At 42.4% G+C, this 24,647-nt stretch carries 22 protein-coding genes; 8 read left to right on the plus strand and 14 right to left on the minus strand.

Going from position 1 to position 24,647, the window contains the following annotated elements; all coding sequences use genetic code 11:
- Positions 1 to 290: 290 nt before the first annotated feature.
- Positions 291 to 1,151 carry an NmrA family NAD(P)-binding protein gene (locus V7K48_RS27455; RefSeq protein ID WP_335077276.1) on the minus strand — a complete coding sequence of 287 codons (861 nt, stop codon included), beginning with the start codon at positions 1,149 to 1,151 and terminating at the stop codon, positions 291 to 293.
- A gap of 785 nt (positions 1,152 to 1,936) precedes the next feature.
- Here V7K48_RS27455 and V7K48_RS27460 point away from each other — a divergent pair.
- Positions 1,937 to 2,266, plus strand: coding sequence for a hypothetical protein (locus V7K48_RS27460; RefSeq protein WP_335077278.1), 330 nt, complete (start codon positions 1,937 to 1,939; stop codon positions 2,264 to 2,266).
- A 456-nt stretch (positions 2,267 to 2,722) separates the two neighbouring features.
- Here V7K48_RS27460 and V7K48_RS27465 read toward each other — a convergent pair whose 3' ends face one another.
- Both V7K48_RS27465 and V7K48_RS27470 read right to left on the minus strand, forming a co-directional pair.
- On the minus strand, positions 2,723 to 3,367 hold the full coding sequence (locus V7K48_RS27465; RefSeq protein WP_335077280.1) for a hypothetical protein: 645 nt from the start codon (positions 3,365 to 3,367) through the stop codon (positions 2,723 to 2,725).
- Positions 3,368 to 3,648: 281 nt separating this feature from the next.
- Positions 3,649 to 3,915 (minus strand): hypothetical protein, encoded by a 267-nt coding sequence (locus tag V7K48_RS27470; protein WP_335077282.1) that lies wholly within the window; start codon positions 3,913 to 3,915, stop codon positions 3,649 to 3,651.
- Positions 3,916 to 4,358: 443 nt separating this feature from the next.
- Here V7K48_RS27470 and V7K48_RS27475 point away from each other — a divergent pair, with 443 nt between their 5' ends.
- Positions 4,359 to 5,258 (plus strand): XDD3 family exosortase-dependent surface protein, encoded by a 900-nt coding sequence (locus V7K48_RS27475; RefSeq protein WP_335077284.1) that lies wholly within the window; start codon positions 4,359 to 4,361, stop codon positions 5,256 to 5,258.
- A 477-nt stretch (positions 5,259 to 5,735) separates the two neighbouring features.
- Here the strand turns inward: V7K48_RS27475 and V7K48_RS27480 are convergent, their stop codons facing one another.
- Both V7K48_RS27480 and V7K48_RS27485 read right to left on the minus strand, forming a co-directional pair.
- Positions 5,736 to 6,425: a DUF1003 domain-containing protein gene (locus V7K48_RS27480; RefSeq protein WP_335077286.1), complete on the minus strand. Its 690-nt coding sequence runs from the start codon at positions 6,423 to 6,425 to the stop codon at positions 5,736 to 5,738.
- A 364-nt stretch (positions 6,426 to 6,789) separates the two neighbouring features.
- On the minus strand, positions 6,790 to 7,194 hold the full coding sequence (locus tag V7K48_RS27485; protein ID WP_335077288.1) for a hypothetical protein: 405 nt from the start codon (positions 7,192 to 7,194) through the stop codon (positions 6,790 to 6,792).
- Positions 7,195 to 7,371: 177 nt separating this feature from the next.
- Here V7K48_RS27485 and V7K48_RS27490 point away from each other — a divergent pair, with 177 nt between their 5' ends.
- Positions 7,372 to 7,632 carry a hypothetical protein gene (locus V7K48_RS27490; RefSeq protein WP_335077290.1) on the plus strand — a complete coding sequence of 87 codons (261 nt, stop codon included), beginning with the start codon at positions 7,372 to 7,374 and terminating at the stop codon, positions 7,630 to 7,632.
- A gap of 173 nt (positions 7,633 to 7,805) precedes the next feature.
- Here the strand turns inward: V7K48_RS27490 and V7K48_RS27495 are convergent, their stop codons facing one another.
- The 4 genes from V7K48_RS27495 to V7K48_RS27510 all read right to left on the minus strand — a co-directional run bounded on the left by V7K48_RS27495 (position 7,806) and on the right by V7K48_RS27510 (position 13,432).
- Positions 7,806 to 8,357, minus strand: a complete 552-nt coding sequence (locus tag V7K48_RS27495; RefSeq protein ID WP_335077292.1) for a hypothetical protein — start codon at positions 8,355 to 8,357, stop codon at positions 7,806 to 7,808.
- A gap of 122 nt (positions 8,358 to 8,479) precedes the next feature.
- Positions 8,480 to 8,602 carry a hypothetical protein gene (locus V7K48_RS27500; protein ID WP_335077294.1) on the minus strand — a complete coding sequence of 41 codons (123 nt, stop codon included), beginning with the start codon at positions 8,600 to 8,602 and terminating at the stop codon, positions 8,480 to 8,482.
- A gap of 393 nt (positions 8,603 to 8,995) precedes the next feature.
- On the minus strand, positions 8,996 to 10,789 hold the full coding sequence (locus tag V7K48_RS27505) for a PAS domain-containing sensor histidine kinase (RefSeq protein WP_335077296.1): 1,794 nt from the start codon (positions 10,787 to 10,789) through the stop codon (positions 8,996 to 8,998).
- Between the two features lie 63 nt (positions 10,790 to 10,852).
- Positions 10,853 to 13,432 (minus strand): sensor histidine kinase, encoded by a 2,580-nt coding sequence (locus tag V7K48_RS27510; protein ID WP_335077298.1) that lies wholly within the window; start codon positions 13,430 to 13,432, stop codon positions 10,853 to 10,855.
- A gap of 368 nt (positions 13,433 to 13,800) precedes the next feature.
- On the opposite strand from V7K48_RS27510, the gene ada reads away from it, so the two are divergent.
- The 4 genes from ada to V7K48_RS27530 all read left to right on the plus strand — a co-directional run bounded on the left by ada (position 13,801) and on the right by V7K48_RS27530 (position 21,715).
- Complete coding sequence (gene ada / locus V7K48_RS27515; RefSeq protein ID WP_335077300.1) at positions 13,801 to 14,886, plus strand: bifunctional DNA-binding transcriptional regulator/O6-methylguanine-DNA methyltransferase Ada; 1,086 nt, start codon at positions 13,801 to 13,803, stop codon at positions 14,884 to 14,886.
- Complete coding sequence (locus V7K48_RS27520) at positions 14,870 to 15,514, plus strand: DNA-3-methyladenine glycosylase family protein (protein ID WP_335077303.1); 645 nt, start codon at positions 14,870 to 14,872, stop codon at positions 15,512 to 15,514. Before ada ends, V7K48_RS27520 begins: the two co-directional genes overlap by 17 nt.
- 882 nt (positions 15,515 to 16,396) lie before the next feature.
- Positions 16,397 to 18,859, plus strand: coding sequence for a UDP-galactopyranose mutase (gene glf, locus V7K48_RS27525; RefSeq protein ID WP_335077305.1), 2,463 nt, complete (start codon positions 16,397 to 16,399; stop codon positions 18,857 to 18,859).
- Between the two features lie 624 nt (positions 18,860 to 19,483).
- Positions 19,484 to 21,715 carry a family 1 glycosylhydrolase gene (locus V7K48_RS27530; protein WP_335077307.1) on the plus strand — a complete coding sequence of 744 codons (2,232 nt, stop codon included), beginning with the start codon at positions 19,484 to 19,486 and terminating at the stop codon, positions 21,713 to 21,715.
- Between the two features lie 190 nt (positions 21,716 to 21,905).
- On the opposite strand, the gene dapF is transcribed toward V7K48_RS27530, so the two are convergent.
- Entirely contained in the window at positions 21,906 to 22,745 is an 840-nt protein-coding gene (gene dapF / locus V7K48_RS27535; RefSeq protein WP_335077310.1) for a diaminopimelate epimerase, read from the minus strand.
- Between the two features lie 69 nt (positions 22,746 to 22,814).
- Here dapF and V7K48_RS27540 point away from each other — a divergent pair, with 69 nt between their 5' ends.
- The gene (locus tag V7K48_RS27540) at positions 22,815 to 23,030 is read left to right on the plus strand and encodes an Hfq-related RNA-binding protein (protein ID WP_335077312.1); all 216 of its coding nucleotides are present in this window, start codon (positions 22,815 to 22,817) and stop codon (positions 23,028 to 23,030) included.
- 112 nt (positions 23,031 to 23,142) lie between these two features.
- Here V7K48_RS27540 and V7K48_RS27545 read toward each other — a convergent pair whose 3' ends face one another.
- From V7K48_RS27545 to V7K48_RS27560, 4 genes are read right to left on the minus strand one after another with little or no spacing between them, the layout of a single operon-like run.
- The gene (locus V7K48_RS27545; protein WP_335077314.1) at positions 23,143 to 23,313 is read right to left on the minus strand and encodes a hypothetical protein; all 171 of its coding nucleotides are present in this window, start codon (positions 23,311 to 23,313) and stop codon (positions 23,143 to 23,145) included.
- 48 nt (positions 23,314 to 23,361) lie between these two features.
- Positions 23,362 to 23,919 carry a hypothetical protein gene (locus tag V7K48_RS27550; protein ID WP_335077317.1) on the minus strand — a complete coding sequence of 186 codons (558 nt, stop codon included), beginning with the start codon at positions 23,917 to 23,919 and terminating at the stop codon, positions 23,362 to 23,364.
- The gene (locus V7K48_RS27555; protein WP_335077319.1) at positions 23,909 to 24,460 is read right to left on the minus strand and encodes a hypothetical protein; all 552 of its coding nucleotides are present in this window, start codon (positions 24,458 to 24,460) and stop codon (positions 23,909 to 23,911) included. Before V7K48_RS27555 ends, V7K48_RS27550 begins: the two co-directional genes overlap by 11 nt.
- A gap of 1 nt (position 24,461) precedes the next feature.
- Positions 24,462 to 24,593, minus strand: a complete 132-nt coding sequence (locus V7K48_RS27560) for a hypothetical protein (protein WP_335077321.1) — start codon at positions 24,591 to 24,593, stop codon at positions 24,462 to 24,464.
- Positions 24,594 to 24,647: the final 54 nt, after the last annotated feature.

Here is a 24,647-nt window from a genome sequence, read left to right on the forward strand (position 1 = left end):
ATCATTTAATTGCTGCCATGAATCAATTTAAACCCTGTTATGCTTCTGGATGATTTAGCTTATTTACTACTTGCTTATTCCGGAAAGTGACAGAAAAGGGTTAATTATAAGCCTTCATCCGAACTTGATATTAGCCCTAACGTGTAACTTGATACGGTCGGTGTGCAACGGGTCATGATTGCCAGTCCCCAGAATGACGGCTGTAACCCTCATTCTTTCGTCAACTGACAAAAGTTTTCGGTCTACTGACATTGCAATTTCCTCTTGGACACTTTATAAGGAGCGATAAGTTAAACAACAGAATGCGCTAGTTCTGCGATGTAACTCTCTAATGAAACTACTCCTCGTGTAACAAGATCACGGGGTGGCATCTCTGCTTTGATCGCAAGGGTTGTCATGTTGGAGAAAGATGCTGCTGCTGAGTTTGAAAATTCCATATTCCGCATTGTCTTTATCCATTGGTCACGCGGAGTTTCCACTACCTTGACTGGTTTTTGTAAAACTTTGGCAAATGCTTCTGCAACGTTGAGCGAAGAATATATTTCTGGGCCTTCGATGTTGTGTAGCCCTGTATTCTCTATTGGTGTCATCAAACGCGCTGCCAATTGACCAATATCGCGTGGGGCTACCATCGGCAATGCAAAATCCGTTGGAAAGAAGGTATGGATTACGCCATCCTGTTTAGCTGATTGTAGAGAGAAGTCCCAATTGCTCATATAGTAGGCAGCGCGGATGATACTAAATGGTATGGACTGGGCGGCGAGTTGCTGCTCCATTTCGTAAAGCACTCCCAAATCACCAATTTGAGAACCGGGCTGCGCTCCATAAGTGGATTCGGCAACGATTTTCTCTAAGCCAGAGTCTGTTATCGCTTCTAGAATGGATGCTAAACTTTTTCTTTCTTCGACATCTGTGTCTGTTGCAGGATCAGCAGGTGGATTAAGCAGGAAAAGACGTTTACCCTTTGCAAACACGCGGTGTAGTTCTACGGTATTATGCGCGTCTACAACCTCAACCATTGCGCCGCGCTTCTGCCATTCAGGAATAGACGCAGAACTGCGCGAGACAATGGTTACTGGCTCACCTTGCAATAACAGCGTTTGTGCTACAGCAGAACCAACATGACCATTACCACCAAGAATGATGTGCATGGGAAAAATCAAGAACGATAGGTACGGTAAAAGTATAGGAAAAGTGCAGTGTTGCACTCAAGCAGCCCAACCCTGGATTTTGTGTAATCTGCAATTAAGAGTACTTTACCTCCTGGAGTAGACGATCGCAGTTAGTATTTTTCTGGTTCTCTGTGCTGTTGGCGCGTTGGTAAGGGAACTCAAAAGGTGAGACAGCAAGAGTGATTTCAGTAGAAGTCAGACAAAAAAGCCATATAAAAGGCTAGTCATCCAAGATTTTTCCAGAAGAATGGCGTGAAGAATTAGAAGCTTTACGCTATAGCTGGCTTGAAGAAGATAAACCTGAACTTTGGATCAAAATTATGACCGGGTTTCACTTACTAGGGATGCTCAAAGCCTACCTTCAAATCAAGGTAGAAAATATATGGCTTCCCAAAAAAAAGTAAGGTTAAACAGATCAATAGCCTTTGATTGACTGGTACTCAACCAAAGGCTATCAACAAAATCGATAGATCAATGGTTGATTGGTATTCAACCAGAGATTGCTAGCAAAACACAACCATTGGAGTTTGAATTGTGCTTAATTCCATTTTAACTAAATTAGTCTATAGCTCAACCGAGCCTGAGAATCCTAAAGAAGCACCCTGCCAAGAAAAAGACCCCTTGGGATTGGCGAAAATTGATTGAAGTGATGAAGGATGTAGGTTCTGTTGTCTCTGTTGTTCTCTCTCTAGTTAAAATTCTTCAAGATTTAGGGCTACTGTAACCAATGCGCTCGCTCCCCTTACTCCCCTGCTCTAAGAAAATTGTTAGTTGAGAGCAGCAGCGATCGCACTGGTGGATTTTTGGCATATCACCAGTGTACTAATCCTGCTGTTTGTAACTCGTCTGCATCGTTTCAATCTCTAGCAGGGATTTTAGTTTTAACGAAAATACAAGGTTATATCATCTGGCAAGTTAATGGACTAGACATCGCCTCATGTATTGCACCAGAAGGTTTTCCTCTCTACGAGACGCTGAACACGAACGCTTGTATGAGTTATCAACAAAAGCGTGCCATACCACTTCCCTATGGGACGCTCCGCGAACGTGGAAGCAAGCTACGCGGAGCGTCTCCAAGAGTTGACGGGGTATGAGGTGTCGTTCTCTTCAATTTCTTAGAGGAAACTTGAGCTTAAAGGGGAGCGATCGCCTCATAAATGCAAATGACTTATGGCTGCACCAAAGACAGAATGATACCAACGAGCGAACCCAAAAGTAGCACTACATATACTGCTGAAAGAACTGATGACAAAGCCAATCATCCGCTTTTCGGCAGCCTGATAGTATCCCCAAGCGTGGCAATCAATTCAACTCACAAGCCAGATAGCACCAAGAAGCGGCCTCCACAATGGGCTGACGTAGAAAGAAAATAACCTGTAAAAATTGCTTGAACAAGCGATGTAGAAGAATTTGGATTATTGACAAATAATCTGTCGTTTTGTCCAAATAATTCGTCTCTCTACAATATTTTTAGGACTAATGTTGCATAATTCACACAAAGAAGCACATAGCTCGACTCAACTATCCCACTGCCTCTTCTTATTAGGGAATCAAACTAAAGAGTAACTTTTCTCTTTTAACCAATTCCAAAATTTAGTACCATCTAAAACAACAGTATCAAATTTATTCTGTCCTGAACCTTTACAGTGAGGCATAAAAATATTGTAATGAGTACTAGGATAACGCCCAACTAAACATCCAGCCGACCAACCACCTACGGTAATTGGGGCATCTCCTTCTGCATTGTTAGCTGTTGTGTGCTGGTCAACACCAAATAAACCAGTATCTAATTTATCTCCTGTTCTCTTAAAGTCTTTATTGAAATCTCTAAAGCCAGAGATTTCATCACACTGAACCAAAGCTTCTTGATTAGAATACTTTGTGATGTGTCTATCTATTTTCCAGCATTCTTTGAATAGTTTATCTAGTTGAATGCGAAAAGCCCCAGCAGAGTTCACTGGCTCTTCTACCATTCTGCTACCTGGTTCAGTAGTAGCAGTAGCACTCATCACTATTTTATCTTCAGCCGGAATCCAAAGAACTCTTACATCATTCCAAGCATCAGGTTTATCAGTTTTGGCTTCCCAAGTATCTGCATCAGCATCTTCAATATAGGTTATTGTGTAGGGTTGGGTGCGCCAACCATTCTCAGAGTAGTATTCTTTTAACGCAGATGCCTTAGTTATAGATTTCATATTTTCTTTTTACCGTTAGAGTATGAACACTAAACTATACAAATGCTAATGATGCTATTTCGGATTTTTCAACTAATTATAATTTGCGGGAAATTACAAGACCTTGTGTAGAGAGACGAATTATTTGGACAATGACCGCAATTGCACTTTGTTTGATGTCTGCCTGTTTAGTGCTTGTAGAATCTGTAAATGCTGTACTCTACAAACTCAAGACATTCTGCTGTAAGCGATCACTGTAATCGGTGGCGTAACTGCGTCTCCCTTCCCTGACTAGCTTGATTCTAGCAAGGCTGGCAATCTTTCCCCTCTTTCGTAGGACTGGCAGCTGCGCTGCTAGCGACGGCGGCGTTGCCGCGTCTCCATACCATATCTATTTGGTTAGATATTTGTAATACTAGTTCCAAACTTGATAACAGGTTTTTAGCATCGGCTACGAGAATAAATTGCGATGGCAACGAGAACACCGCAGGCATAGCTCTAATTCCCCAATGCCCAAGACTTGCAACTGCGTTGCCTAATGACGGCGGCGATCGCTGAGTGACTTGCAAGGTGGTGGACTACAGCAGACTACGGTAGGACGCCATCACAATCTCTTCAGCGCTGCTACATTAACTTCATGACTAGTTATAAGCTCCTCTGGTTAAGATTTTCAGCCCAACTAATCACTTTTTGAAAATTTTATGGCATAACTTCTATGAACGCGCTGCCAGAATTGGTAATGCCAACACAGAGATGAGAGCGATCGCTCCCAAATTACGTAAACTTTTGGCTTTAGTAGTCAATATTTTGACACCTCTAGCCTCTTGTTATTGCTACAACTTAATTAATCCTAGTTTGCATTTACTTACGTATTTTCTGGGACTTTACAAAATAAAGCTGTTAAATTTTACTCAATTTTTATCTAGCCTCAACCCTTAAAAGCTAAGAACTTTATAACAACTTGAGTAAGCTATTGACTAGCGTAACAACTCATCCAAAATCCGGAAAATCAATGCATACTAAAAGAGCTTTTTTTTACACAGCAGCCCTGACTCTCAGCATGATGTTACTAGCTGGACAAAAAGCAAATGCTGGACAACTCTATAACAGTTGGGACTACGGTATTGACTCAAATAGCGATGGCTCTGGCGGAGCCGTTTTTGATATCAAAGGTATGGCTGTCAAACAGTCAGGTGATAAAGTTTATGTTGCGCTGACTGGCGGTATGCCCTTGGGTGGGACAACCGACCCGAATGATTATTGGAATCAGGGTCACTCTGTCCACATTGGTTGGAGTGACTTGTTCTTTAACTTCTCAGGACAAAACTTCCAGACTGCTAGCAATAACGGGCAGTTATTTGCAGTCAAGTTTGCAGACTACGGCAGTAACTTGTCAACGGGAGTTTATCAAGGAGTGACAGCCAAAAGTATAACTCAAGAGCATGGTGGCTACAGTAACTTGAAGTGGTATTATGACTGGGGTTGGGGTCAGAATAACACCCAAGGCACAGACTTCGCGACTGCACAAGATGTCTACAACTATTACTACCCGACTACAGTTGCTCAAAATCCAACTTGGGATAACACCCCGATTCTCAACGCCATTGGTAATGGTACGAAAGTGGGCAATATTTCCATGCTCAGTGACAGTGAGTTGAGCGCCGCAGAACTCGATTTTGGACATTTTTCTGCCACAGGAGACTACACTATTGGGTTTGCATTTGATAAAGCGTTAATTGGCAGTGGCGACTATGTTAGCAACATTTTCCTAGAGTGCGGTAATGATGGAGATGCACTCAAAGGTAACTTCAAGTCTACTCCTGAACCGGATGCTGGGGCAGGCTTATTCATCCTCGGACTGGGCTTTGGGATGAAAAAGAAGCGTCAGCGTCGCAAAAGTTTATTAGCTTAAGGTTAAATACCACGCGTTCGTAATCTTAATAATCGATCCCTTAATGCACTTCATTTGAAAGGATTCTATTACGCCTGGAGCAGATGAGTTTGCTTCTCGATAAGCTACACCTCCATAGTGCATCTATTTTGTTAGATATTTATAATCACAGGTTTTGAAACTAATAAATATGACAAATTTGCGGATTAAATTGTGCTTTGACATTGAACTGTGATCACATGTAGTCTTATGTATTACCTGTGGTCAGCTGGAAAAGCTCAATCTGGCTGAGATTTTGAGATCAAACCCAGGCTTTGAGTACTTGCTGTTTTGCTGGGGAGATGATCTGGCGAAAGCAGATAGTCATTAAAAAGCTGCTGGTTAATCCCAAGTCGGGTATCGCTTGCATAGATGGCGAATTGGTTAATTGGAATGATTAGCAGATGTAATCAAAAAGTTGCTCATTTTAGTACAAATTGTAATACTACGCTTACTTTATTACTCCTGAGTTGATATTTCTTGCTGCGATAAAGTTGCTAACTCCGATGCTAAGGTTTCTTCCAATAAGTCTACAATTGCGTGTGCATCAGTAGGGGACTTCATTATTTCGGCCTCCGGGTCAGAGCGATTTTTGACATTGGGAATATCTTGGCGTAATTCCTCAATCAAAGCGATGAGTTTAGCGATTTTCTGCTCAGAGAGCAGGTTGAGTTGAAGGCTAAGTTGTGCCCGTTGCTCTGCTAACTTTTCTTGTCGCTCTTGTTTAATCAATACCCCTGTTGTCACCAACAATGAACCCGCAGTCAGTGAAAATTGTAACCAAGGAAATGGAAAAGGATCAAATCTTGGTATGGCTAAACGTCGTGGTAAAACATTGGGTATTACCCAGAGAATAATCACAAGCAGAATGCTATACAGGAATACAGGACGACCAAAAAAGACGGTTATCGTTTCTACAAGGCGCTGGTGTTGTGAGACATTTTTTTCAGAACGTCTATGCAATGCGATGATAGTCTCGATATTTTGACTAATAGATTCTGGTAATGGGGCAGTGGGCAGAATCTTTTGATGAGGTATTTGATCTGATACTTGCGGTGAGGCAGTCGGAGTATTGGCGGCTCCCGTCGAGTCCGAACTGCCGAACCGAGAGGGTGAATCACTTGGATTTGGTTGATTGTTGGTTTGCATTGGTAGTCTAGCGTTATGAATGATTCTTTCAACTGACTAACTTAAATTTTGACTGCAAAGCGATACTTGAAGGCAGAAAAAATGGATGAAACTACCTACAGATAGATTCTGGGAGATTGCTATTGCTACTTTGGCGATCGCTCCTTTTCACTTTTCCTCTAAGAATCCTCTAAGAATTTTATGGGGCGATCGCTCCTCGGTTCTAAGGGAAAGCAGATACTCTTATAGGGGTATCCCAGCTGAACCCCTTTTCAGCGCAACAAAAAAGTAGCCCCAATTATACCTATTCCAGTCAGTGCGGTTCCGTGTTTGGCTCTGGAACTTTTTAGCAAGCGCGTTGCTTACCAGAGGTACCGCTGAAGAGTCAGTTATCAAATAGTAGATTAATTGGGCGGATGTCGCGGATCTTGAGGGTTCTTTTGCCTGCGTTATCGTCGTCATCAATCGTGACCAGGTATTTCACGACCGTATGGTTTGCATTTCCACCAGTCACGGTGACAACAAATGCTGAGTAACTGTTAGTGTTTGTGCCACAACCACTTCGGTCATGGAAAGTTTGATTCCATTCACCAATATGGACACCCTCGCCTCGTGGCTCATCACCACTTTGTTTAATTTCATTGAGGAGAGCTACTTTCAGTTGAGATAGCTTTGATTTTTTATCAGCAAGCATAAGTTTAAGAAACTGCTCACGATTAAACTGGTCAAGGTTGCCGCCGTTGCTGCATTTATCTTCATAGTTGGCTCTAGCTGAATTCGGGCTGGTCATCACCAGTGCTGGGATTTTGGGAGACTGAGCGGCGTGCCCACTTGTTGTTGCTAGTGCCAGAACACATAAAGTAAAAAAACCAAAGCGCATTCAATTCTCCGAGCGTGAATTAGTGTGTCCAATCAAGATTAACTGCAACGGACACTAAAAAACAGGGTTTGCTCGATAGAAGTATCAATGCTCTTTCTGAAAATCTGTCGACAGAGGGAATTAAACCAACAAATTCAAGAAGTTGCCGGGAATGGATTTGCAGACTTGCAAGAAAAAATTATCAATCCAGCTTATGCGGCTACTCTCAGCCTTGCTAACTTTGACCAGGGAATTGTAGCTGTCAGCGCAGGCCAAGGCAAAGCCGGAAATGTTGTGATTCAAACCCCAAATTTTCTTACCCGCAATATATTAAAGCAGTCTGGGAAACTGCTAAAGAATCTAAGGTGACAACCAAAGTAAATTCTTAGAGGAAACTTCGAGCGACACCGGACAGCCCGCCGTAGTCATCACTCACCCCAGCAAATTCAAGCGAACGCGAGTAGCGTCTCGTCGAGAGGAAAACGCAAAAGCGATCGCTCATCAAAGTTTACCAATCGCGTTCAAGCCTAAAAATAAGCAATTTAACCAAGATAAGGGTATTGTGGCGGTTTAATTTTCAATAATTCTGTCCAGTATCGTATAGTATTATGTTTGGTGGTTTCTGTGTCACGCGATTTATGAACTCTGCCTATTTCTATCAAAAAGTATGTCAGTTTAATAGTAGTAAGTAGGTTAATTAATCCCACCGCTTTCAAATGTTGTAAAAATAAGTGAATAATGACTTGTAGTTTCTGTCTGTGACGAAAATACATCCACCATTTCATTTGATGTATGGCGATACTGGTTTGATAACCTAATATTGTTTCTACTTGAGTTAATTTATCTTTAACTTGATGATAAAACTGCATTTCTTTGTCAAAATCACTTATTTTCTGGGCATTAACAGCATCATCAGCTAATTGATAAGCTTCAGTAATTAACTTACCTGCCGTTTCTGCCTGCTGTTGAGTATAACCAAGTTTCATATATATGGTAGCTGCTGCTGATGCCAATTCTGTAAACTCCTCAGCATCATGTAACCAATATATTTGTGCTTGTAATTTCCATAGTGTGGCTGCTAAAGTTTCATTCATGTTAAATCTAAGTTTTTCTCTAAGGCAATGTCGTAGTGATTGACCACAGCAGTATTTTAAATGTTAAGTGATAATAAAAGCTTGACCTTAGTTTTCTTGACGTTGAAAGTAATGTAACTGCACTAAGAATCTCGCCCCTTTTGGCTTTCAATCTCACCCTTCATTTTCTGCTCTACCCATTCTGAAAAATCATCGTCAAAGCCGGAGTCTTCTAGCGTTCGCCTTGTAGCAGTTACGTCACTCATGCCAATACTCATGTACTAAAATTTAGCGATCGCCTGTGCCAGTTGCGTAAGTCCTGAAAGTGCTAATTGGTCGCCTGAGATAGTACCAGGACAAGATTTGGGTGTGAGACTTCAAGCGTTTTTAGGATAGATGAGTAATTATACCAAGTTGTTAAAGATAGTATTGTTACATTCTGTTATATTGAACAGAGCCAAGAAAATCCGACTTCTCCTTTAACAGTTAGGGGGTTATTCATCAGCCACTGACAACGATAAATCTTGGCAGTCTCTAGAGCATCAAGGTTATCAGACACCTTGTTTGCCAATCGTTTTCTAATTAACTTAACAATTAATTTGCCTCTACTTTACGGTTCCTTTAATAAATATTAAGTGCATCTTCATGGAGAATTGGTATCAGCTAATAGGTAATGTAAACCAGAAAGTTGCCCCTGCATCCAATGTACTATTCACCCCAATTTCGCCACCATGAGCATTGATGATTTGCTTACATAAATACAAGCCCAATCCCAAACTTACAGAATTGCGGATACTTGCACCCCGAAAGTAAAGGTCAAAAAGCCGATCGCTTTGTTGTTGACTAATTCCCACGCCGTTATCATTAACAGTACAATAAATTTTGTCATCCTTACGGGTAGCATTGATTGTTAAGAGCAATCCAGGAGGATTATGTTTTAGAGCATTGACAATTAAGTTAGAAAAAACTCGCCATAGTTGCGTGGGATCAGCATTCACTAAGGGTAAATCTGCGGACACCAGATTTGTCAGCTTGGCTTGATTTTGCTCTAACAATGGCTCTAAATCTGCGCTCGCAGCTTCGACAACTACCAGTAATTGTACGGATTGACGTTGCAAAACAACACCTTGCATCTCACTGACATGAGCTTCCATCAACGAATTAATCAAATTAAGTTGGCGATCGCTACTTTGAATCATCCGCTCTAAAATGGAGCGGGAAATCGAAATATTATCCTCTGGACGTGAAAGCAAATTTTTCAGCACCATTAAAGTACCTAGCACTGGGTTGCGTAAGTCGTGGGAAACTGCATGGAAAAATACTCGTAGTTCTTCTTCAGTTTGTTTGCGCTGGGTAATGTCTTCAATCAAACCTTCGTAGTAAAGCAGTTTTCCTTGTTCGTCAAGCACTGCGTAGGCTTTTTCCGAAATCCAGACAATACTCCCGTCTCGGCGATAAATTTGGGACTCAAACTCTGAAACGCTGCCATACTTTTCCATCAGGCGCACAAATTCTGCCCGGCGGTTCGGATCAATATACAATTGGTGTTCAATATCGGTGAAATTTGCTGTTACCTCCTCCGCTAAGGAGTAGCCATAAATATGTGCTAAAGCCGGATTTGCCGTAATGTAACGTCCATCAGGACTGCTTTGAAAGATCCCTTCAACGGCGTTTTCAAAAATGCTGCGATATTTAGTTTCTGCAACCTTGAGTTTTTGGTAGGCAGATTCCAGTTCTTGACGGGCGTAAAATTCAGAACGTTGCAGGCGATCATACAGATAAACACCGATGTCACATATAGCACAAAACCAAAAAATGTATAAAATGAACGTTACATTATATATTTCTGGGTGTTCGGGGACTGGTGTTTTTAGCCCAAGTGCCGTATTTACACCAAAATAGTAAACCAGCACACCCACTTGACATAGCAAATGAATAATCCAGCAGACAGGCATCAACACAGCTTGGCTTAAAAACAGCAACGACCAGCCGGGGGTGTCGGGTAGTGCGAAACCTCTGATGGTTGCAAACAACTGCGATGCTAAACTAATTGACCAAGAAGACCCCAAAAATAATAAATCTGGACGCTGACGACCTAACTTAGTTTTATGTAAGGCAAAGAAAATAATTATACTTATAAGCATTGCAACATTGATCACAAGGCTTTTAGCTCTAAGTACTTCTGGCAGCGTTTCCAACTCCTTTAAGGGGAAAAAAAAGGCGTAAATGTCTCGCAAAGTAAAAGATAAAAGACAGATCAGCACCAGCCATAACCATAAACGCAATCTCTGCCACAAAAAGCGATGCCTATGGGCAAGCCACTCCGTGTCTTTGCGCCGAGCTTTGTAAAAAGTAGTGATTTCATCTGTTGTTGGTGCAGAAAAGGTTTTTCTCCACCACCTTTGCACTGTTGTAAACGGAGTAGCCATTAGCATCCGAGCAACTTTGCCCATACCTTGAGGGTGTTTCCCTTACTCAATATTGCTATCAATAACACCCTCTCATTTTTTGGTGATTTATGGGCAATTTGTTGCGGATGAAGTTGCCAAAGGTAATGTAAACCAGAAAGTTAACCCGCGCTTGCGGTTACTAATAACACCGATTTCGCCGCCATGTGCCTTAATAACTTTCTGACAAAGATACATTTTTAAGCCAATGCTTGTAGAACAACAGTCTTGGGGATCACGGACATGCAGATCGAAGAGGCGATCGCACTCTAGTTTACTCATTCCCACACCGTTATCTTGAATCTGAGTGCGAATCATTCCTGCCTCAATGGTGGCACTCAGAAGAAAATTTAATCCTGGTGGATTATTTTGCAAGCTATGTGTTATCAAATTTGCCAAAACTTTCTGCAACCGAGTTGCATCTACCATCACTAAGGGTAAATCGGTGGGAACCAAATTCTTCAGAGTCGCTTGATTTTGTGTCAGCATGGGTTCAAACTGGGCGAACATTCCTCCCAGTAGAATGCTAAAGTCCACGGGTTCAAGTTTGATGTCCATACCCGCTTTTTCACAGGAATTAATTTCTAGCAATGAGTTAATCATCGTCAGTTGGCGATCATTGCCTTGAATCATCCGCTCGATTATTGAACGAGATACTGGAATTGGGGATTGGGAAGAGGCAGGGGAGCAGGGGGCAGGGGGTAATAGGGAGAATAAAAAATTACCTCTTTCCCCTCTGCTCCCTGCTCCCTGCCCCTCTACCTCTTCCATGCTCCCCATTCCTTGATTTAACAAATTCTTTAACACCATCAAGTTACCCATCACTGAAGTTCGTAAATCGTGAGCAACTGTGTGCAAAACAACATCTTTGACGCGATGCAATTCTCCAACTTCTTGCATTTTCTGCTGCAACTGTGCTGTTCGTTCTTCTACTTGGTGTTCTAAATTAGTGTTAAGTTCTGCGAGTTTTTGGTATATCTTGCTTTGCTGAATGGCGATCGCTACCTGTTCGGACATCTGCTGTAACAAATCAATTTCTATTGGCTGCCAATGACGCGAACCTGAGCATTGATTGGCAATTAACGCCCCAAATAATTCATTACCTAGCATAATTGGTACAGCCAAGCTAGCCTTCGTTTGAAATTTTCGACAGTGTGCTTGGACTTTAGGAGATACTGACATTTGTGTGATGTCTTCAACGACACGCACAAGATTATCTTTTAGTAAGTTTCGCACTTCTTGTAAATAAGCTTCATCATTAGTAGACCAACCTAAGACTGATGGATACTTGGGATCTACTGATTCAGCAAGAGTTCTGACTCCTAAATTGGCATTATTTAAACTAATGAAAACCCGATCTGCTTGCAGAAATTGCCTGACTTCCGTCACAGTGGTTTGGAGAATTTGCTCTAAGTTAAGCGAAGACCGAATTCGCACTAGGGTTTCTGCCAACAAGCGATCACGTTGTGCTGACAGGCGTAATTGCGCTTCTACCTGTTTGCGTTCTGTAATGTCGTGATGCACTGCTAGGATGCAAGGGATACCATCCAAATCAATAACTTCGGCTGAAAGCAGTGCTGTAATTATCTCGCCAGACTTTGGCCGAAATTCAAATTCCAAGTTGCGAACAACTCCTGTAGCTTGCAACTCCTGTAACAAATTTAGGCGATCGCGATCGTGTACCCAAACATTTAACTCAAAAGAAGTTTTACCAATCACTTCATCTCGCTCATAACCTGAGAGGTTCACAAAACTGTCGTTAACTTCGATGAAGCGTCCTTCTTGGATTGTACTAATCGTAATTGAATCGGGACTACAACTAAAAGCTTTAGCAAATTTTTGGGCAAGATTCTGTAAGGCGACTTCTGCTTGTTTGCGTTCTGTGATATCTCGCACAATTGCGAGGATCTCGTCTTGGCCACTCACTACCAACCGCGCCTCATAATCTCTCACTCCCAAAGGCGTTGGTAGTTGATATTCGCAAGTTTGCAAAGTTCCAGAATCTAAGGTTTTAGCGATCGCTACTTGGCTAATCGCCGCAACATCACTGGGTAATAACTCCTGCAAATTTTTTCCAACTATTTCTTCTCTGGTAAGAGCGATATCTGCTCCCTCACTTTTCAAATCTAGATACTCGCCATCGCGGCTAATGCGAAACATCAAATCGGGGATAGCATCCAAAATTGCTTTATACCGCGCCTCACTCTCAAGCAATTTTTCTTGGGCTAGTTTTTGGTCTGTAATATCCATGACCAAGCCATTCCAAAGAAAATCACCTTCTGCTTGTAATTCGGGTTGGGAGGTACCTTGAATCCACTTAAGTTTGCCACTAGGGGTAATGATGCGACCTTCCCAATGCCAAGGTTTAAAAGTGGTACTACAAACGGCAATAGATTCTGCAAAAGCTTTTATATCTTGTGGATGAATCAGTTTGTATAGCACCTGGAAATCTGCCTGTACAGCTTCTGGTTCTAATTCAGACAAATATTGACAACCAGAACTGACATAAGGGATAAACACAGAACCATCCTGCCGTTGCAGAACTTGGAAAATTATTCCTGGTAAATTGACAGCAAGTTTTGAGAGCAGGTTAATCGCCTCTTGCTGGCAATTTGGTGTATACAGCGATTTTACAACGGTTTCATCCACTCTTTAACCCTTTGATAGATAAGCTATTGATATACTTTTTAAAGCCAGAATCACCAATTTAACAGTTTTGATTATCTGGGCAGAATCGCTAACAGAATCAAAACAGTACCTTCTTTCAGAGTAGTTCTTGATGAGGCGATCGCATTCCCCCAATCGGGTGAACCATTTAATGGAGGAGGAATAAGGTGAGAAAAAAGTTAGTTATAAATAGTGCTCAACGTCACTTTCTCAGATTTGATCGCAATAATCAGATAGAAAATAGTTTATCAATACATTTAATCTAGTTTTACATAAAGAATAAATAGAGTTACCAACATATAGGAGGTATTTCAGAGTCGATACTTTGCTATACATCCAAGGAGGCATAAATGCAACTACAACAGACACAAGTTTTGTCAGAAACTCTTTGGGAAGCAGTTCTCAATCGAGATCCCACAATTGACGGTAAGCTTTTCTACGGTGTTCGCTCTACAGGCGTTTATTGCCGACCGATTTGCCCTAGTCGCAGACCAAATCGCAATCAAGTAAGTTTGTTCCAGTCGGCACAAGAGGCTGACATTGCAGGTTTTCGGCCTTGTAAGCGCTGTCAGCCACAATCAGAAAAAGTTCCAAATCCGGGCAAAGCGAAAGTTTTAGCAGCATGTCGATACATTGAAGCCCAAGTTGATCACATCCCAACCCTCTCGGAACTATGCTCCCAAGTGGGAATGAGTCCCAGTTATCTGCAAAGGATATTTAAGCAAATAATTGGTGTATCCCCTTTTCAATATGCAGATGCGCTGCGTAGCCAACGATTGAAGCAGCGTCTCCAGTCAGGAGAGGAAATTGCCGATGCAATTTATGACACGGGGTATGGTTCAAGTAGCCGCCTGTATGAGAAAGCACCAAAACAACTAGGAATGACACCGAAGACTTACCAACAAGCGGGAAAGACAATCAGTATTGTCTATGCGATCGCTCCATGTCCACTAGGATATTTGCTGGTGGCAACTACAGAGAAGGGTATCTGTGCCGTTAAACTAGGTGATGAAGCAGAGAAACTTGAACACATTTTGAACCAGGAATTTCACCAAGCACAGATCGTGCGTGATCACCAGACACACCAGGAATGGATACAGACAATCCTCGATTTTATTGCTGGAGATAAAACACATCTCGATTTACCACTTGATGTCCGTGGGACAGCATTTCAGAAACAGGTTTGGCAAGCATTACAGAAAATTCCCTATGGTGAAACCCGCACCTATACCGATATCGCCCGTAATCTTGCCAAGCCCCAGGCAGTCCGCGCTGTGGGTAATGCTTGTGGAGCAAATCCAACAGCGCTGATTGTACCATGTCACCGTGTCCTGCGGAGTGATGGCAGTCTTGGTGGTTATCACTGGGGAATTGAACGCAAACAAAAACTGCTTGTACAAGAATCGAAATTGATCAAAGATGACTCAAACACCTGAACTAGAATCGTTGACTGAAGAAAATCTTGCCCGTGGTTTAATGGTGCTTGCCAATCTTGATCGCGATTTGGCTGGGATTTTAGAGACACTGGGGCCTCCACCGATATGGTCAAGAGAACCGGGTTTTGTAACGCTTCTATGCATAATTCTGGAACAGCAAGTTTCCGTAGCAGCTGCAAAGGCTGTATTTAAGCGACTCTGTGGGGTTGTTGTACCGCTGACGCCAGAAAATTTTCTGAGATTGGATGATGTTCAATTGAGAGGAATTGGATTCAGTCGGCAAAAGATTCTATACTGTCGTGGGTTGGCGGATGCGATCGCTTGTGGTCAGCTTGACCTCAGCAAGCTGGAAAAAATGGATGAAACTGCGATCAGAAGTGAGTTAAAGTGTCTCAAAGGCATAGGAGACTGGACAGTTGATATTTACTTGCTAATGGCGCTGCAAAGACCTGATGTCTTTCCCAAAGGCGATTTAGCGATCGCGATCGCTTTACAAAAACTCAAAAACCTGGCGACGCGGCCAACACCAGTTCAACTGGAAGCAATGACACAGCATTGGCGACCGTGGCGGGCAGTTGCTGCAAGACTTCTATGGCACTACTACTTGAGTAATGCCAATTCTCCCTAAACTTGCACTTAATGCAATACAGTTCAGTTAAGCATTTCTTTCTTCTCTGTCAGACGCTAACCATGAATAGATTTAGACAAGACGCCACATTGGCTCCTCAACTTGTACGAATTACTACATAAATGATTTTTTTCGAGGTAAATTGTGTTTCTACCCATGCAGTAATAATCAGAAACCAATTTTTTTCAATTGTTAGGTTTGCTAATGAAATAAATCTCTGTATTTTCTTTCTTCAGCTTTCAAATGTAATTGGAATCGGTTGAGCATTAGTCAAGGTTTCTAAACTAACTTTTTTAATTGATTGCAAGAGATTAATTACAATTTTTAACAACAGATATCCACCAAGACTAAATTGACTTTTTAAGCATTTTCGGTAAAATCATCAATAAGAATAAAATATTGACAATTGAAGATATCTTTTTAGCTTATAAATTGCTACATTCTTTATTCCATAAATCTTGTAGCTCATTTTGTCTCTCCGTCAAGATTATTAGACTTATCACCAAAATATTTTGGTCGTCGTGTTGAACAAGAGAAAAAAGCTAATGAAAGCCTTGGTTAAACTGGTTTTAGCTGATAATTTTGTATTGACTATTTAAATAATATATATTTATGAAAATTTTTATTTTATCAAAATTTACTTCTACGCTGAATTTCAATATCAGCCTTTTGGCATACACAAGGTTATGGATTTAGTAAAATTTGGCAGAGACTGGCATCTGTTAATTGAGGAAAATTTCATACCTAGGAATAAAAAATGAGTCAATTATCATTTATTTAGATAGATGAATAATCAGTTAAAAAAAGTAAGTATTAAAAATACTTATAAAAAGAATAAAAATTATTCTTCCAATATTCGGAAAGTTGAGTTAATTATTATTTATGTCAAGCAATATGCAAGTAGAAAATAACGGTGCTAGTAACGACGTCAGTCATATTGTGTCGCGAAACCTGAGTGAAGCAAAGCTATCGGAACCAGCCAAATTCCAATCATTAAAGACATCATCGCTGAATTTATCCTCACTCAATAAAACTTCCCGAACAAAAAAATTTACAGATACACCTGATATAGTTTGCCTATCTCATTTGCGTTGGAATTTCGTTTATCAAAGACCACAACATCTTCTAAGCCGCTGCGCTCAAGGAAAGCGGGTGTTCTTTATCGAGGAGCCAATTTTTAGCCAGGAGCCATTAGGGCGATTAAATGTCAGCCAAGATGATAGTGGAGTTGTTGTTGTTGTACCACACTTACCAGAAGGTCTGAGTGAGGAAGCAATAAACGCAGATTTACAAGTGTTGATTAATGGTTTGTTTGTAGAGCATAACATCAACAAGTACATTTGTTGGTATTACACTCCGATGGCGATCACTTGGACAGGTCATTTGCAACCCCAAGCAGTTATATATGATTGCATGGATGAATTGTCTGCCTTTAAGGGAGCATCACCGACTTTAAAAAATTACGAAGCAGAACTGTTTCGTCGTGCCGACTTAGTGTTTACAGGGGGACAAAGCCTTTACGAAAGCAAGGTGAATCAGCACCCAAACATTTATGCATTTCCTAGTAGTGTAGATGTAGCCCACTTTGGACAAGGAAGAACCTTTGAAGAAGAACCAGTTGACCAAGCAAATATTCCTCATCCCCGTCTTGGGTTCTTTGGTGTGATTGACGAACGGATGGATATTGAACTGCTGGCTGGGATTGCCGAGGCTCGCCCTGATTGGCATTTAATAATAATTGGGCCAGTTGTGAAAATTGACCCAGCAATTTTGCCACAGCATGAAAATATTCATTACATCGGTAGTAAAGACTATAAAGAGTTACCTGCATATCTGGCGGGTTGGGATTTGGCAATGTTGCCGTTTGCGCGAAACGAATCAACACGCTTTATCAGTCCAACTAAGACTCCAGAGTATCTTGCCGCAGGTAAACCAGTAGTGTCTACCTCAATTCAAGACGTAGTACGCCCTTATGGAGATTTGAAGTTAGTACGAATTGCAGACACTACTGAAGAGTTCGTCACTGCCGCAGAACAGGCAATGCAAGAAGATACCCCAGTATCAGGATGGTTGAGTCGGGTAGATGCCTTTTTAGAGCAAATTTCTTGGGATCGGACTTGGGGATCGATGATGCAGTTGATAGAGTCTGCGATCGCTAGCACACAAGATACCACAGTCAATGGCACAAATGGCAAATCTCATATCTCAACAAATATCCCAGAAGCACCAAGCATCATTACCAGAGAGTTTTTATTTGATTACTTAGTTGTCGGTGCGGGGTTCTCTGGTAGCGTTCTAGCTGAACGTTTGGCGAGAAACTCTAGTAAAAAAGTATTGGTTGTGGATAAGCGCAACCACATCGGTGGTAATGCTTACGACCATTACGATAACCACGGTATTCTCGTACATAAATACGGCCCCCATATCTTTCACACCAACTCACGCGAAGTTTTTGAATACCTCTCACAGTTTACTCCCTGGCGTGCTTACGAGCATCATGTTTTAGCCAGCGTAGATGGACAGCTCGTTCCCATCCCCATTAACCTTGACACCATCAACAAACTCTATGGAATGAACCTCAATTCATTCCAGGCAGAAGAGTTTTTTCAGTCGGTTGCAGAACCGAGAGAAGACATCCGTACTTCTGAAGATGTAGTCATCAGTAAAGTTGGTCAGGTACTTTACGAAAAGTTCTTCCGAAATTACACCCGTAAACAATGGGGACTCGATCCATCGGAACTTGACAAAACAGTAATTGCCCGAATTCCCACCCGTACTAACCGCGACAGTCGATATTTCACGGATAGTTACCAAGCAATGCCACTGCACGGCTTTACCCGGATGTTCGAGAATATACTAAATCATCCGAATATCAAGCTAATGCTCAACACTGATTACCGTGAAATCCAGAAAGGAATACCTTGCCGCGAAATCGTTTACACTGGCCCAGTTGATGAATTTTTTGATTATCGCTACGGTAAACTACCCTATCGCTCACTAGATTTTAAACACGAAACGCATCACACCCCTGTGTTTCAGTCAGCGCCAGTGATTAACTATCCGAACGAACAGCTCTATACCCGTGTCACCGAATTTAAGTACCTGACTGGACAGGAACACTCCAAAACTAGTATTGTTTATGAGTTTCCCAAAGCAGAGGGCGATCCTTATTATCCCGTGCCACGTCCTGAAAATCAGGAAATTTACAAACAATACAAAGCGCTGGCTGAGGTAAAGCCAGGGGTGCATTTTGTGGGACGGCTAGCTACATACAAGTATCTCAACATGGATCATTGTGTAGCGCAGGCTTTGGCAACATACAAACAAATAGCGGTTAAGGCTTGAGTTTGTTGACGTTGGTCATGGGCAGGTACTGCCCAGCCTACAATTTTTTAGTGAAGAAAGAATTCAGTCACATAGATAGGATTTACGTATCAAGTACGAAATGTAGGGGCAATACCCTGCCTTAAGCCACTTCTCTACGTTCGTGCAGCGTGTCGCAGACAGACGCTCCGCGTAGCTTGCTTCTCCGTAGGAGTATGTGTCTACATTAATTGCCTCTATGGTAAATCAAGGCTTTCACTACCTTTTTATTTAAGTCCTGATAGAATTCAACTTGGGAATTCTATGTGACTGAAGGATAGAAAAGTGGATTTATATCCCCACTAAGTCATAGATTTAATGCTTAATATCATGTCCGCCAAATTACCCATAAGAAAAGAACCCCTCCCCGCCGACGGGGAGGGGAGCTAAAGCGCAGCTTTAGCGGGGTGGGGTTCCGGGTATTATGCTTAATTGCCCGGACATCATATAACAACTAAAGTTTTGGATCTGAATATTTCACTAATTAATTTTGAATTCTCTATTCTTCTTGATAGTTTTATGGTTAATAAACCGCAAATATATGCTATATCTGCATTATTAAAACGCAGAAATACAAAGCTAATAGAAGCTTTAGTTGTGTAAATTATGACTTTTGTCTTTAACTCAAATATAGATGCGGTTAATAGCATCTTGAGAGAGAATAATTTACAACTCCCCCTGGAAGTATGGGCTGGTGTAGAGTGTACAGTTAATCGCGTGGGTAACGAGTATTTTGACCAGTTGGAATGCAACGGTCATGCAATGCGCTTGGATGACTTAGATTTATTTGCAGAACTAGGGATAAAAGCTATCCGCTACCCTGTGCTGTGGGAGAGGATAGCACCTGATGGATTAGAAAATGCTGATTGGTCGTGGGCGGATGAAAGACTGGGGCGCTTGCACGAACTTGGCATCTGTCCGATTGTGGGATTAGTGCATCATGGCAGCGGGCCGCGTAACACCAGCTTGGTAGACTTGGAATTTTCAGAAAAACTAGCGGTGTTTGCTCGTGCAGTTGCCGATCGCTATCCTTGGATAACACATTACACACCTATAAATGAGCCACTGACAACAGCGCGATTTAGTGGGATGTACGGCCACTGGTATCCTCACGGCCGGGATGATTTAACTTTCGCTCGTGCTTTGTTAGGACAGTGCCGTGGAGTAGCACTGGCAATGCAGGTAATCCGGGAAGTCAACCCTAATGCCCAACTAGTGCAAACCGAGGATTTGGGTAAGATTTACAGTACACCAAAGCTGGCTTATCAAGCAGAATTTGAGAACGAACGTCGCTGGTTGAGCTTTGATTTATTATGTGGTCGAATCACTCAAACTCATACCATGTGGGGTTACTTGCGCCACTGTGGTGTCAGTGAGGCTGAACTTGAGGGATTTTTGCAAAATCCTTGTCCACCTGACATCATCGGCATTAACCATTACTTAACTAGTGAACGCTTTTTGGATGAGCACACAGAAAACTATCCAGCTTGGACTCATGGCGGTAATGGGCAACACAAGTATGCGGATGTAGAGGCGGTGCGAGTTTGTGCTGAGGGTTTGGCTGGCCCGCGCACACTGCTACTAGAGGCATGGGAACGCTATCACTTGCCCCTTGCTATCACCGAAGTTCATATTAGCTGCACCCGCGAGGAGCAGTTACGTTGGTTTTATGAAGTGTGGAATGCGGCGCAGGAATTACAAGCTGAGGGTGTGGATATCCGCGCTGTAACTGCTTGGGCACTCCTTGGTAGCTACGATTGGAATAGTTTAGTCACAAAAGCTCACGGCTACTACGAGCCAGGTGCATTTGATTTGCGTTCTCCACATCCCCGACCGACAGCGATCGCTAAAATGGTACGAGTTCTAGCAACTGGGCATCAACCAGATCACTCGTTACTTGATACCCCAGGATGGTGGCATCGCCAAGAGCGCCTGTTATACCCGGCGCTAAGTTGCAGTGGGGAAATAGGGAGAGCAAGGAAAAGTCAAGCAACATCCCCATCAGTTCCTTTAGCGATCCTCGGTGCGAGAGGAACTCTGGGAAAGGCTTTTGCTCGGTTGTGCCAAGTGCGTGGGATTTCATATCACCTGCTGACGCGTCAAGAGATGGATATTACCGATCCTGCCTCTGTGAATGCCGCGCTTACCCAGTTGAAGCCGTGGGCAGTTGTGAATGCTGCCGGATACGTGCGCGTGGACGATGCTGAACGTGAACCTGATGTTTGCCTGCAAGTGAACGCCGAAGGCCCAGCGATTCTAGCTGCTGCTTGCGCTCAACATAACGTACCGCTATTGACTTTCTCCTCAGATTTGGTATTTGACGGTGCTGTGTCTAATCCTTATGTCGAAACTGATACCGTTGCTCCCCTGAATGTATATGGGTGCAGCAAGGTTTTGGCGGAAAAGCTAGTATTGCAAGCTAATCCAGCATCGCTAGTGATTCGCACCAGTGCATTTTTTGGCCCGTGGGATGATTACAACTTTATCACGATCGCCCTACGTCAGCTTAGTGCTGGGAATACTTTCGTCGCCGCAGAGGATGGAATTGTTTCACCTACCTATGTGCCTGATTTGGTTCATGCTAGTCTGGATTTATTAATTGACGGCGAGTGTGGGCTGTGGCATTTGGCGAACAAGAGTGCGATTGCCTGGGCTGATTTAGCACGGTTAGCGGCCAAGCAAGCTGGAGTCAGTGTTAGCAATCTGATTGCACTACCCACAGAACAACTTGGTTTAACTGCTCTCCGCCCAACTTATAGCGTTCTTGGTAGCAGCCGAGGTGAATTAATGCCATACCTTGACAGTGCAATTTCTCGCTACTTGCAAGAAAGAATCTAGTAGTCTATTTTCTCAGCACTAAAGTGTTTACTACAAATTCTCTTGCACTAGCTTGACACTGTTAATAGAGATGTTGCACGCCAAAGCGCTTGATAGACAGATTTGAAGAATGCTTGATCAGCGATCATCAGATTTGGCGATCGCTGATTTCTATGGCACTATTACTTGAGTTATGCCAATGGTAAGTTGGTTACAGTTTCCCAGTGAATACCTTCTGGGCGGGTCCTGTCATGTAAACCCGTTGGTCGATTTCTGACCATTCAATTTGCAAGGGGCCACCCGGTAATTCTATAGTGGCGGTGCGATCGCATTTCCCGGTTAACACTCCAGCTACTATAGAAGCACAAGCACCAGTACCACAAGCTAATGTAATCCCAGCCCCCCGTTCCCACACCCGCATTTTCAAATAGTCACGACGTACCACTTGCATAAATTCAGTATTTATGCGTTGGGGAAAAGCTGGGTGATGCTCAAATTTAGGGCCGATGCTTTCTAGCTCAATTGCCCCTACATCTTCCACAAAAATAATGCAGTGGGGATTTCCCATACTTACACAAGTGACATCCCAAGTTTTCCCCGCCACCTCTAACGGCTGAGAAATTACTTTTTCTTCAGTGGGTGCAAGATTAGTCGGAATTTCGCCAGCGAGTAACCTGGGTAAACCCATGTCTACTTTTACTTGACCATTAGATAAGAGTTGGGGAGTCATTACACCACCCAAAGTATGAATGCGATATGAGTCTTTATTTCGAGATTCACCTTCTAAGTCTGCTAAAAAGCCAGCTAAACAGCGAATGCCATTGCCACACATTTCTGGTTCTGAACCATCGGAATTAAAAATCCGCATGGTGTAGTCAGTGCCGTTTTCTCCAGGTAGGGCAAAAATTACACCATCAGCACCGATACCAAAGTGGCGATCGCACAACTTGATGGCTTGCTCTGGCGTCACTACAGGTACAGATGACGAGCGATTGTCAATCAGAATAAAGTCGTTGCCCAGACCATGATACTTAGTAAATTCGATTGCCATTTCCTCAAGGATGAATTATCAAGGATTAGTTACTCTTTATTTTGCCTTGTAGGTTCATCTTTACTAAAAATGCTTACCGAACTTGACACCACTTTGCCTAGTATTAGACAAGTCCAAACCCTGATTAAACAAACAAAACCAGTAGAGTTTAAGTTGCTGACTGGTGATGTAATAACAGGGACGGTTTTATGGCAAGATCCATACTGTATTTGTATTGCTGATGAAAACAGTCAGCAAACCACTGTTTGGAAACAAGCGATCGCTTATATTAAACCCAAGAGTTAGTCATAAATCGGTGTTTGGAACGCCCCTTCCCACAGTGCTGGCTAAAATTTACCAGATTAGGAAAACCTTGTAGTGGTAAAAATCCTTTTTATTACCACTACAAAAAATCCTGTCATGGTCGCCTTACATACCAAGCATGAATAAAAAGAGTTTGCAAGAAGAGTACAGGAGTATCAAAGCCGCTCGATGCGACTTCATTCGGTGGTAGCACCGCAGCATCCCGACCATGAGAGGCAAGAAAGTTTTTGATGTCTTGATCCGGATATTCGGTGTACTTCAACATCCGTGCCAAATAATTTTGAAGTTTACATCCCTCAGTGATGAAACAGCGTTACTTAGCTTTCACCTTCACGCCTTGGTAGTTAAATTGGGTAGGTGTGGCTGGGGGAAGTGGTTGAGTATTTTTGTTAAGTGGATTGCTGTTTATATCATAGAAGTTCATCGAGTAGTTGCCACTTACAGTCCCTGTTTGCGGATTAAATGTCAATTGATATTTACCCGGTACAATATTAGCTGGCAGCGACCCTGATCTAAAAGTGAAATTTAGTGCCGTGGCTACAATTTTGTTTTTTCCAATACACTTCCAACTACCTTGTACAGTACCGAAAGGTTGCTCTAGAGGGTTTGATGAACCAGGCACACCGCCAGCATTAGAGTCATTGGCAATGAGATTACCATCTGCGGTAAGAGTCAGAAGTTCACGGTATGTTAAAGATGGAGTAGTATTTCCCGACGTACTTATTGCCAGGTATGTACCAACAATTCCTTTACCACATAAGTTTCCATAATAATCATCAGCATCTGCTGCGCTTGGATTTATCACTCCCGGAATGGTCAGCGCCAACAGACTACTAATCACAAGACTGACAACAGCAAAGTTATTTTTCATCGTAAACGTTTGATAAGAGTAATATTATGATAAAACCATACGTAGATAAAACGAAAAGGGCGCACCCATACTCACTATCCCAAACCGAAATTGGTCTAGTTAGTAAATGTTCACACACTTGTTGTAATTGCCAAGTTGCCTTCTCTATCGGCGTTTCCCAACTGGTAATTCGTTCATGTCTTAAGGGTAATGCCCAAATGCCCGAATCTTCTGGTATCCAAGCAATGGTGCTATACCCCTGACCAATGGTAATTGGTTTGTTTCCCCCTACTGTGACAATGCTGTGTTCAATTGTCCTTTCCTGTAGAGTTACTGCATCAGGTCGAAACCAAGCAGTGTGGTCACCAGCCAATAACGGACGACTCTGTGCTGGCATGTGTTTGATGTATAACTGCATCGATTTCTGGCGCTGTGGTCTGCTATCTTGTAACGCTTCATAAATACTTGGCCACTTGCGCCTAGATACTGGTGATAGTGATAAATCTGCCAAACTGTAAGCATTACGGGTTAGAAGTATGGCATCTGTTAGTTCAAAAGTCACATCATGCGCTTGCTTTACCTAGATGCTTGTACACAGCTTGACGAAATTCTTCTAGTTTGGCACGTTTCATATTAGCAGGCGAGAGTTGGTGGTTCAACTCTGGTGCTTCTGCTAATAGGGGGTCTGTGTTCAATCACACCCCCTATTTTTCTTTAAGTTCTACCATCTAGTCTAAACTCCAGAATGA

This window comes from Nostoc sp. (genome assembly GCF_036919615.1).
Classification (GTDB): domain Bacteria; phylum Cyanobacteriota; class Cyanobacteriia; order Cyanobacteriales; family Nostocaceae; genus Nostoc.

Bases quoted from the DNA above. Each gene is read 5' to 3' on its own strand.
- V7K48_RS27475 (WP_335077284.1), top strand. From the start codon at position 4,359: ATGCATACTAAAAGAGCTTTTTTTTACACAGCAGCCCTGACTCTCAGC.
- V7K48_RS27490 (WP_335077290.1), top strand. From the start codon at position 7,372: ATGCTCTTTCTGAAAATCTGTCGACAGAGGGAATTAAACCAACAAATT.
- dapF (WP_335077310.1), bottom strand. From the start codon at position 22,745: ATGGCAATCGAATTTACTAAGTATCATGGTCTGGGCAACGACTTTATT.
- V7K48_RS27485 (WP_335077288.1), bottom strand. From the start codon at position 7,194: ATGACCAGCCCGAATTCAGCTAGAGCCAACTATGAAGATAAATGCAGC.
- V7K48_RS27500 (WP_335077294.1), bottom strand. From the start codon at position 8,602: ATGAGTGACGTAACTGCTACAAGGCGAACGCTAGAAGACTCCGGCTTT.
- V7K48_RS27545 (WP_335077314.1), bottom strand. From the start codon at position 23,313: ATGTTGAAGTACACCGAATATCCGGATCAAGACATCAAAAACTTTCTT.
- glf (WP_335077305.1), top strand. From the start codon at position 16,397: ATGTCAAGCAATATGCAAGTAGAAAATAACGGTGCTAGTAACGACGTC.
- V7K48_RS27520 (WP_335077303.1), top strand. From the start codon at position 14,870: ATGACTCAAACACCTGAACTAGAATCGTTGACTGAAGAAAATCTTGCC.
- ada (WP_335077300.1), top strand. From the start codon at position 13,801: ATGCAACTACAACAGACACAAGTTTTGTCAGAAACTCTTTGGGAAGCA.
- V7K48_RS27540 (WP_335077312.1), top strand. From the start codon at position 22,815: ATGCTTACCGAACTTGACACCACTTTGCCTAGTATTAGACAAGTCCAA.
- V7K48_RS27550 (WP_335077317.1), bottom strand. From the start codon at position 23,919: ATGAAAAATAACTTTGCTGTTGTCAGTCTTGTGATTAGTAGTCTGTTG.
- V7K48_RS27495 (WP_335077292.1), bottom strand. From the start codon at position 8,357: ATGAATGAAACTTTAGCAGCCACACTATGGAAATTACAAGCACAAATA.
- V7K48_RS27465 (WP_335077280.1), bottom strand. From the start codon at position 3,367: ATGAAATCTATAACTAAGGCATCTGCGTTAAAAGAATACTACTCTGAG.
- V7K48_RS27455 (WP_335077276.1), bottom strand. From the start codon at position 1,151: ATGCACATCATTCTTGGTGGTAATGGTCATGTTGGTTCTGCTGTAGCA.
- V7K48_RS27480 (WP_335077286.1), bottom strand. From the start codon at position 6,425: ATGCAAACCAACAATCAACCAAATCCAAGTGATTCACCCTCTCGGTTC.
- V7K48_RS27530 (WP_335077307.1), top strand. From the start codon at position 19,484: ATGACTTTTGTCTTTAACTCAAATATAGATGCGGTTAATAGCATCTTG.
- V7K48_RS27505 (WP_335077296.1), bottom strand. From the start codon at position 10,789: ATGGGCAAAGTTGCTCGGATGCTAATGGCTACTCCGTTTACAACAGTG.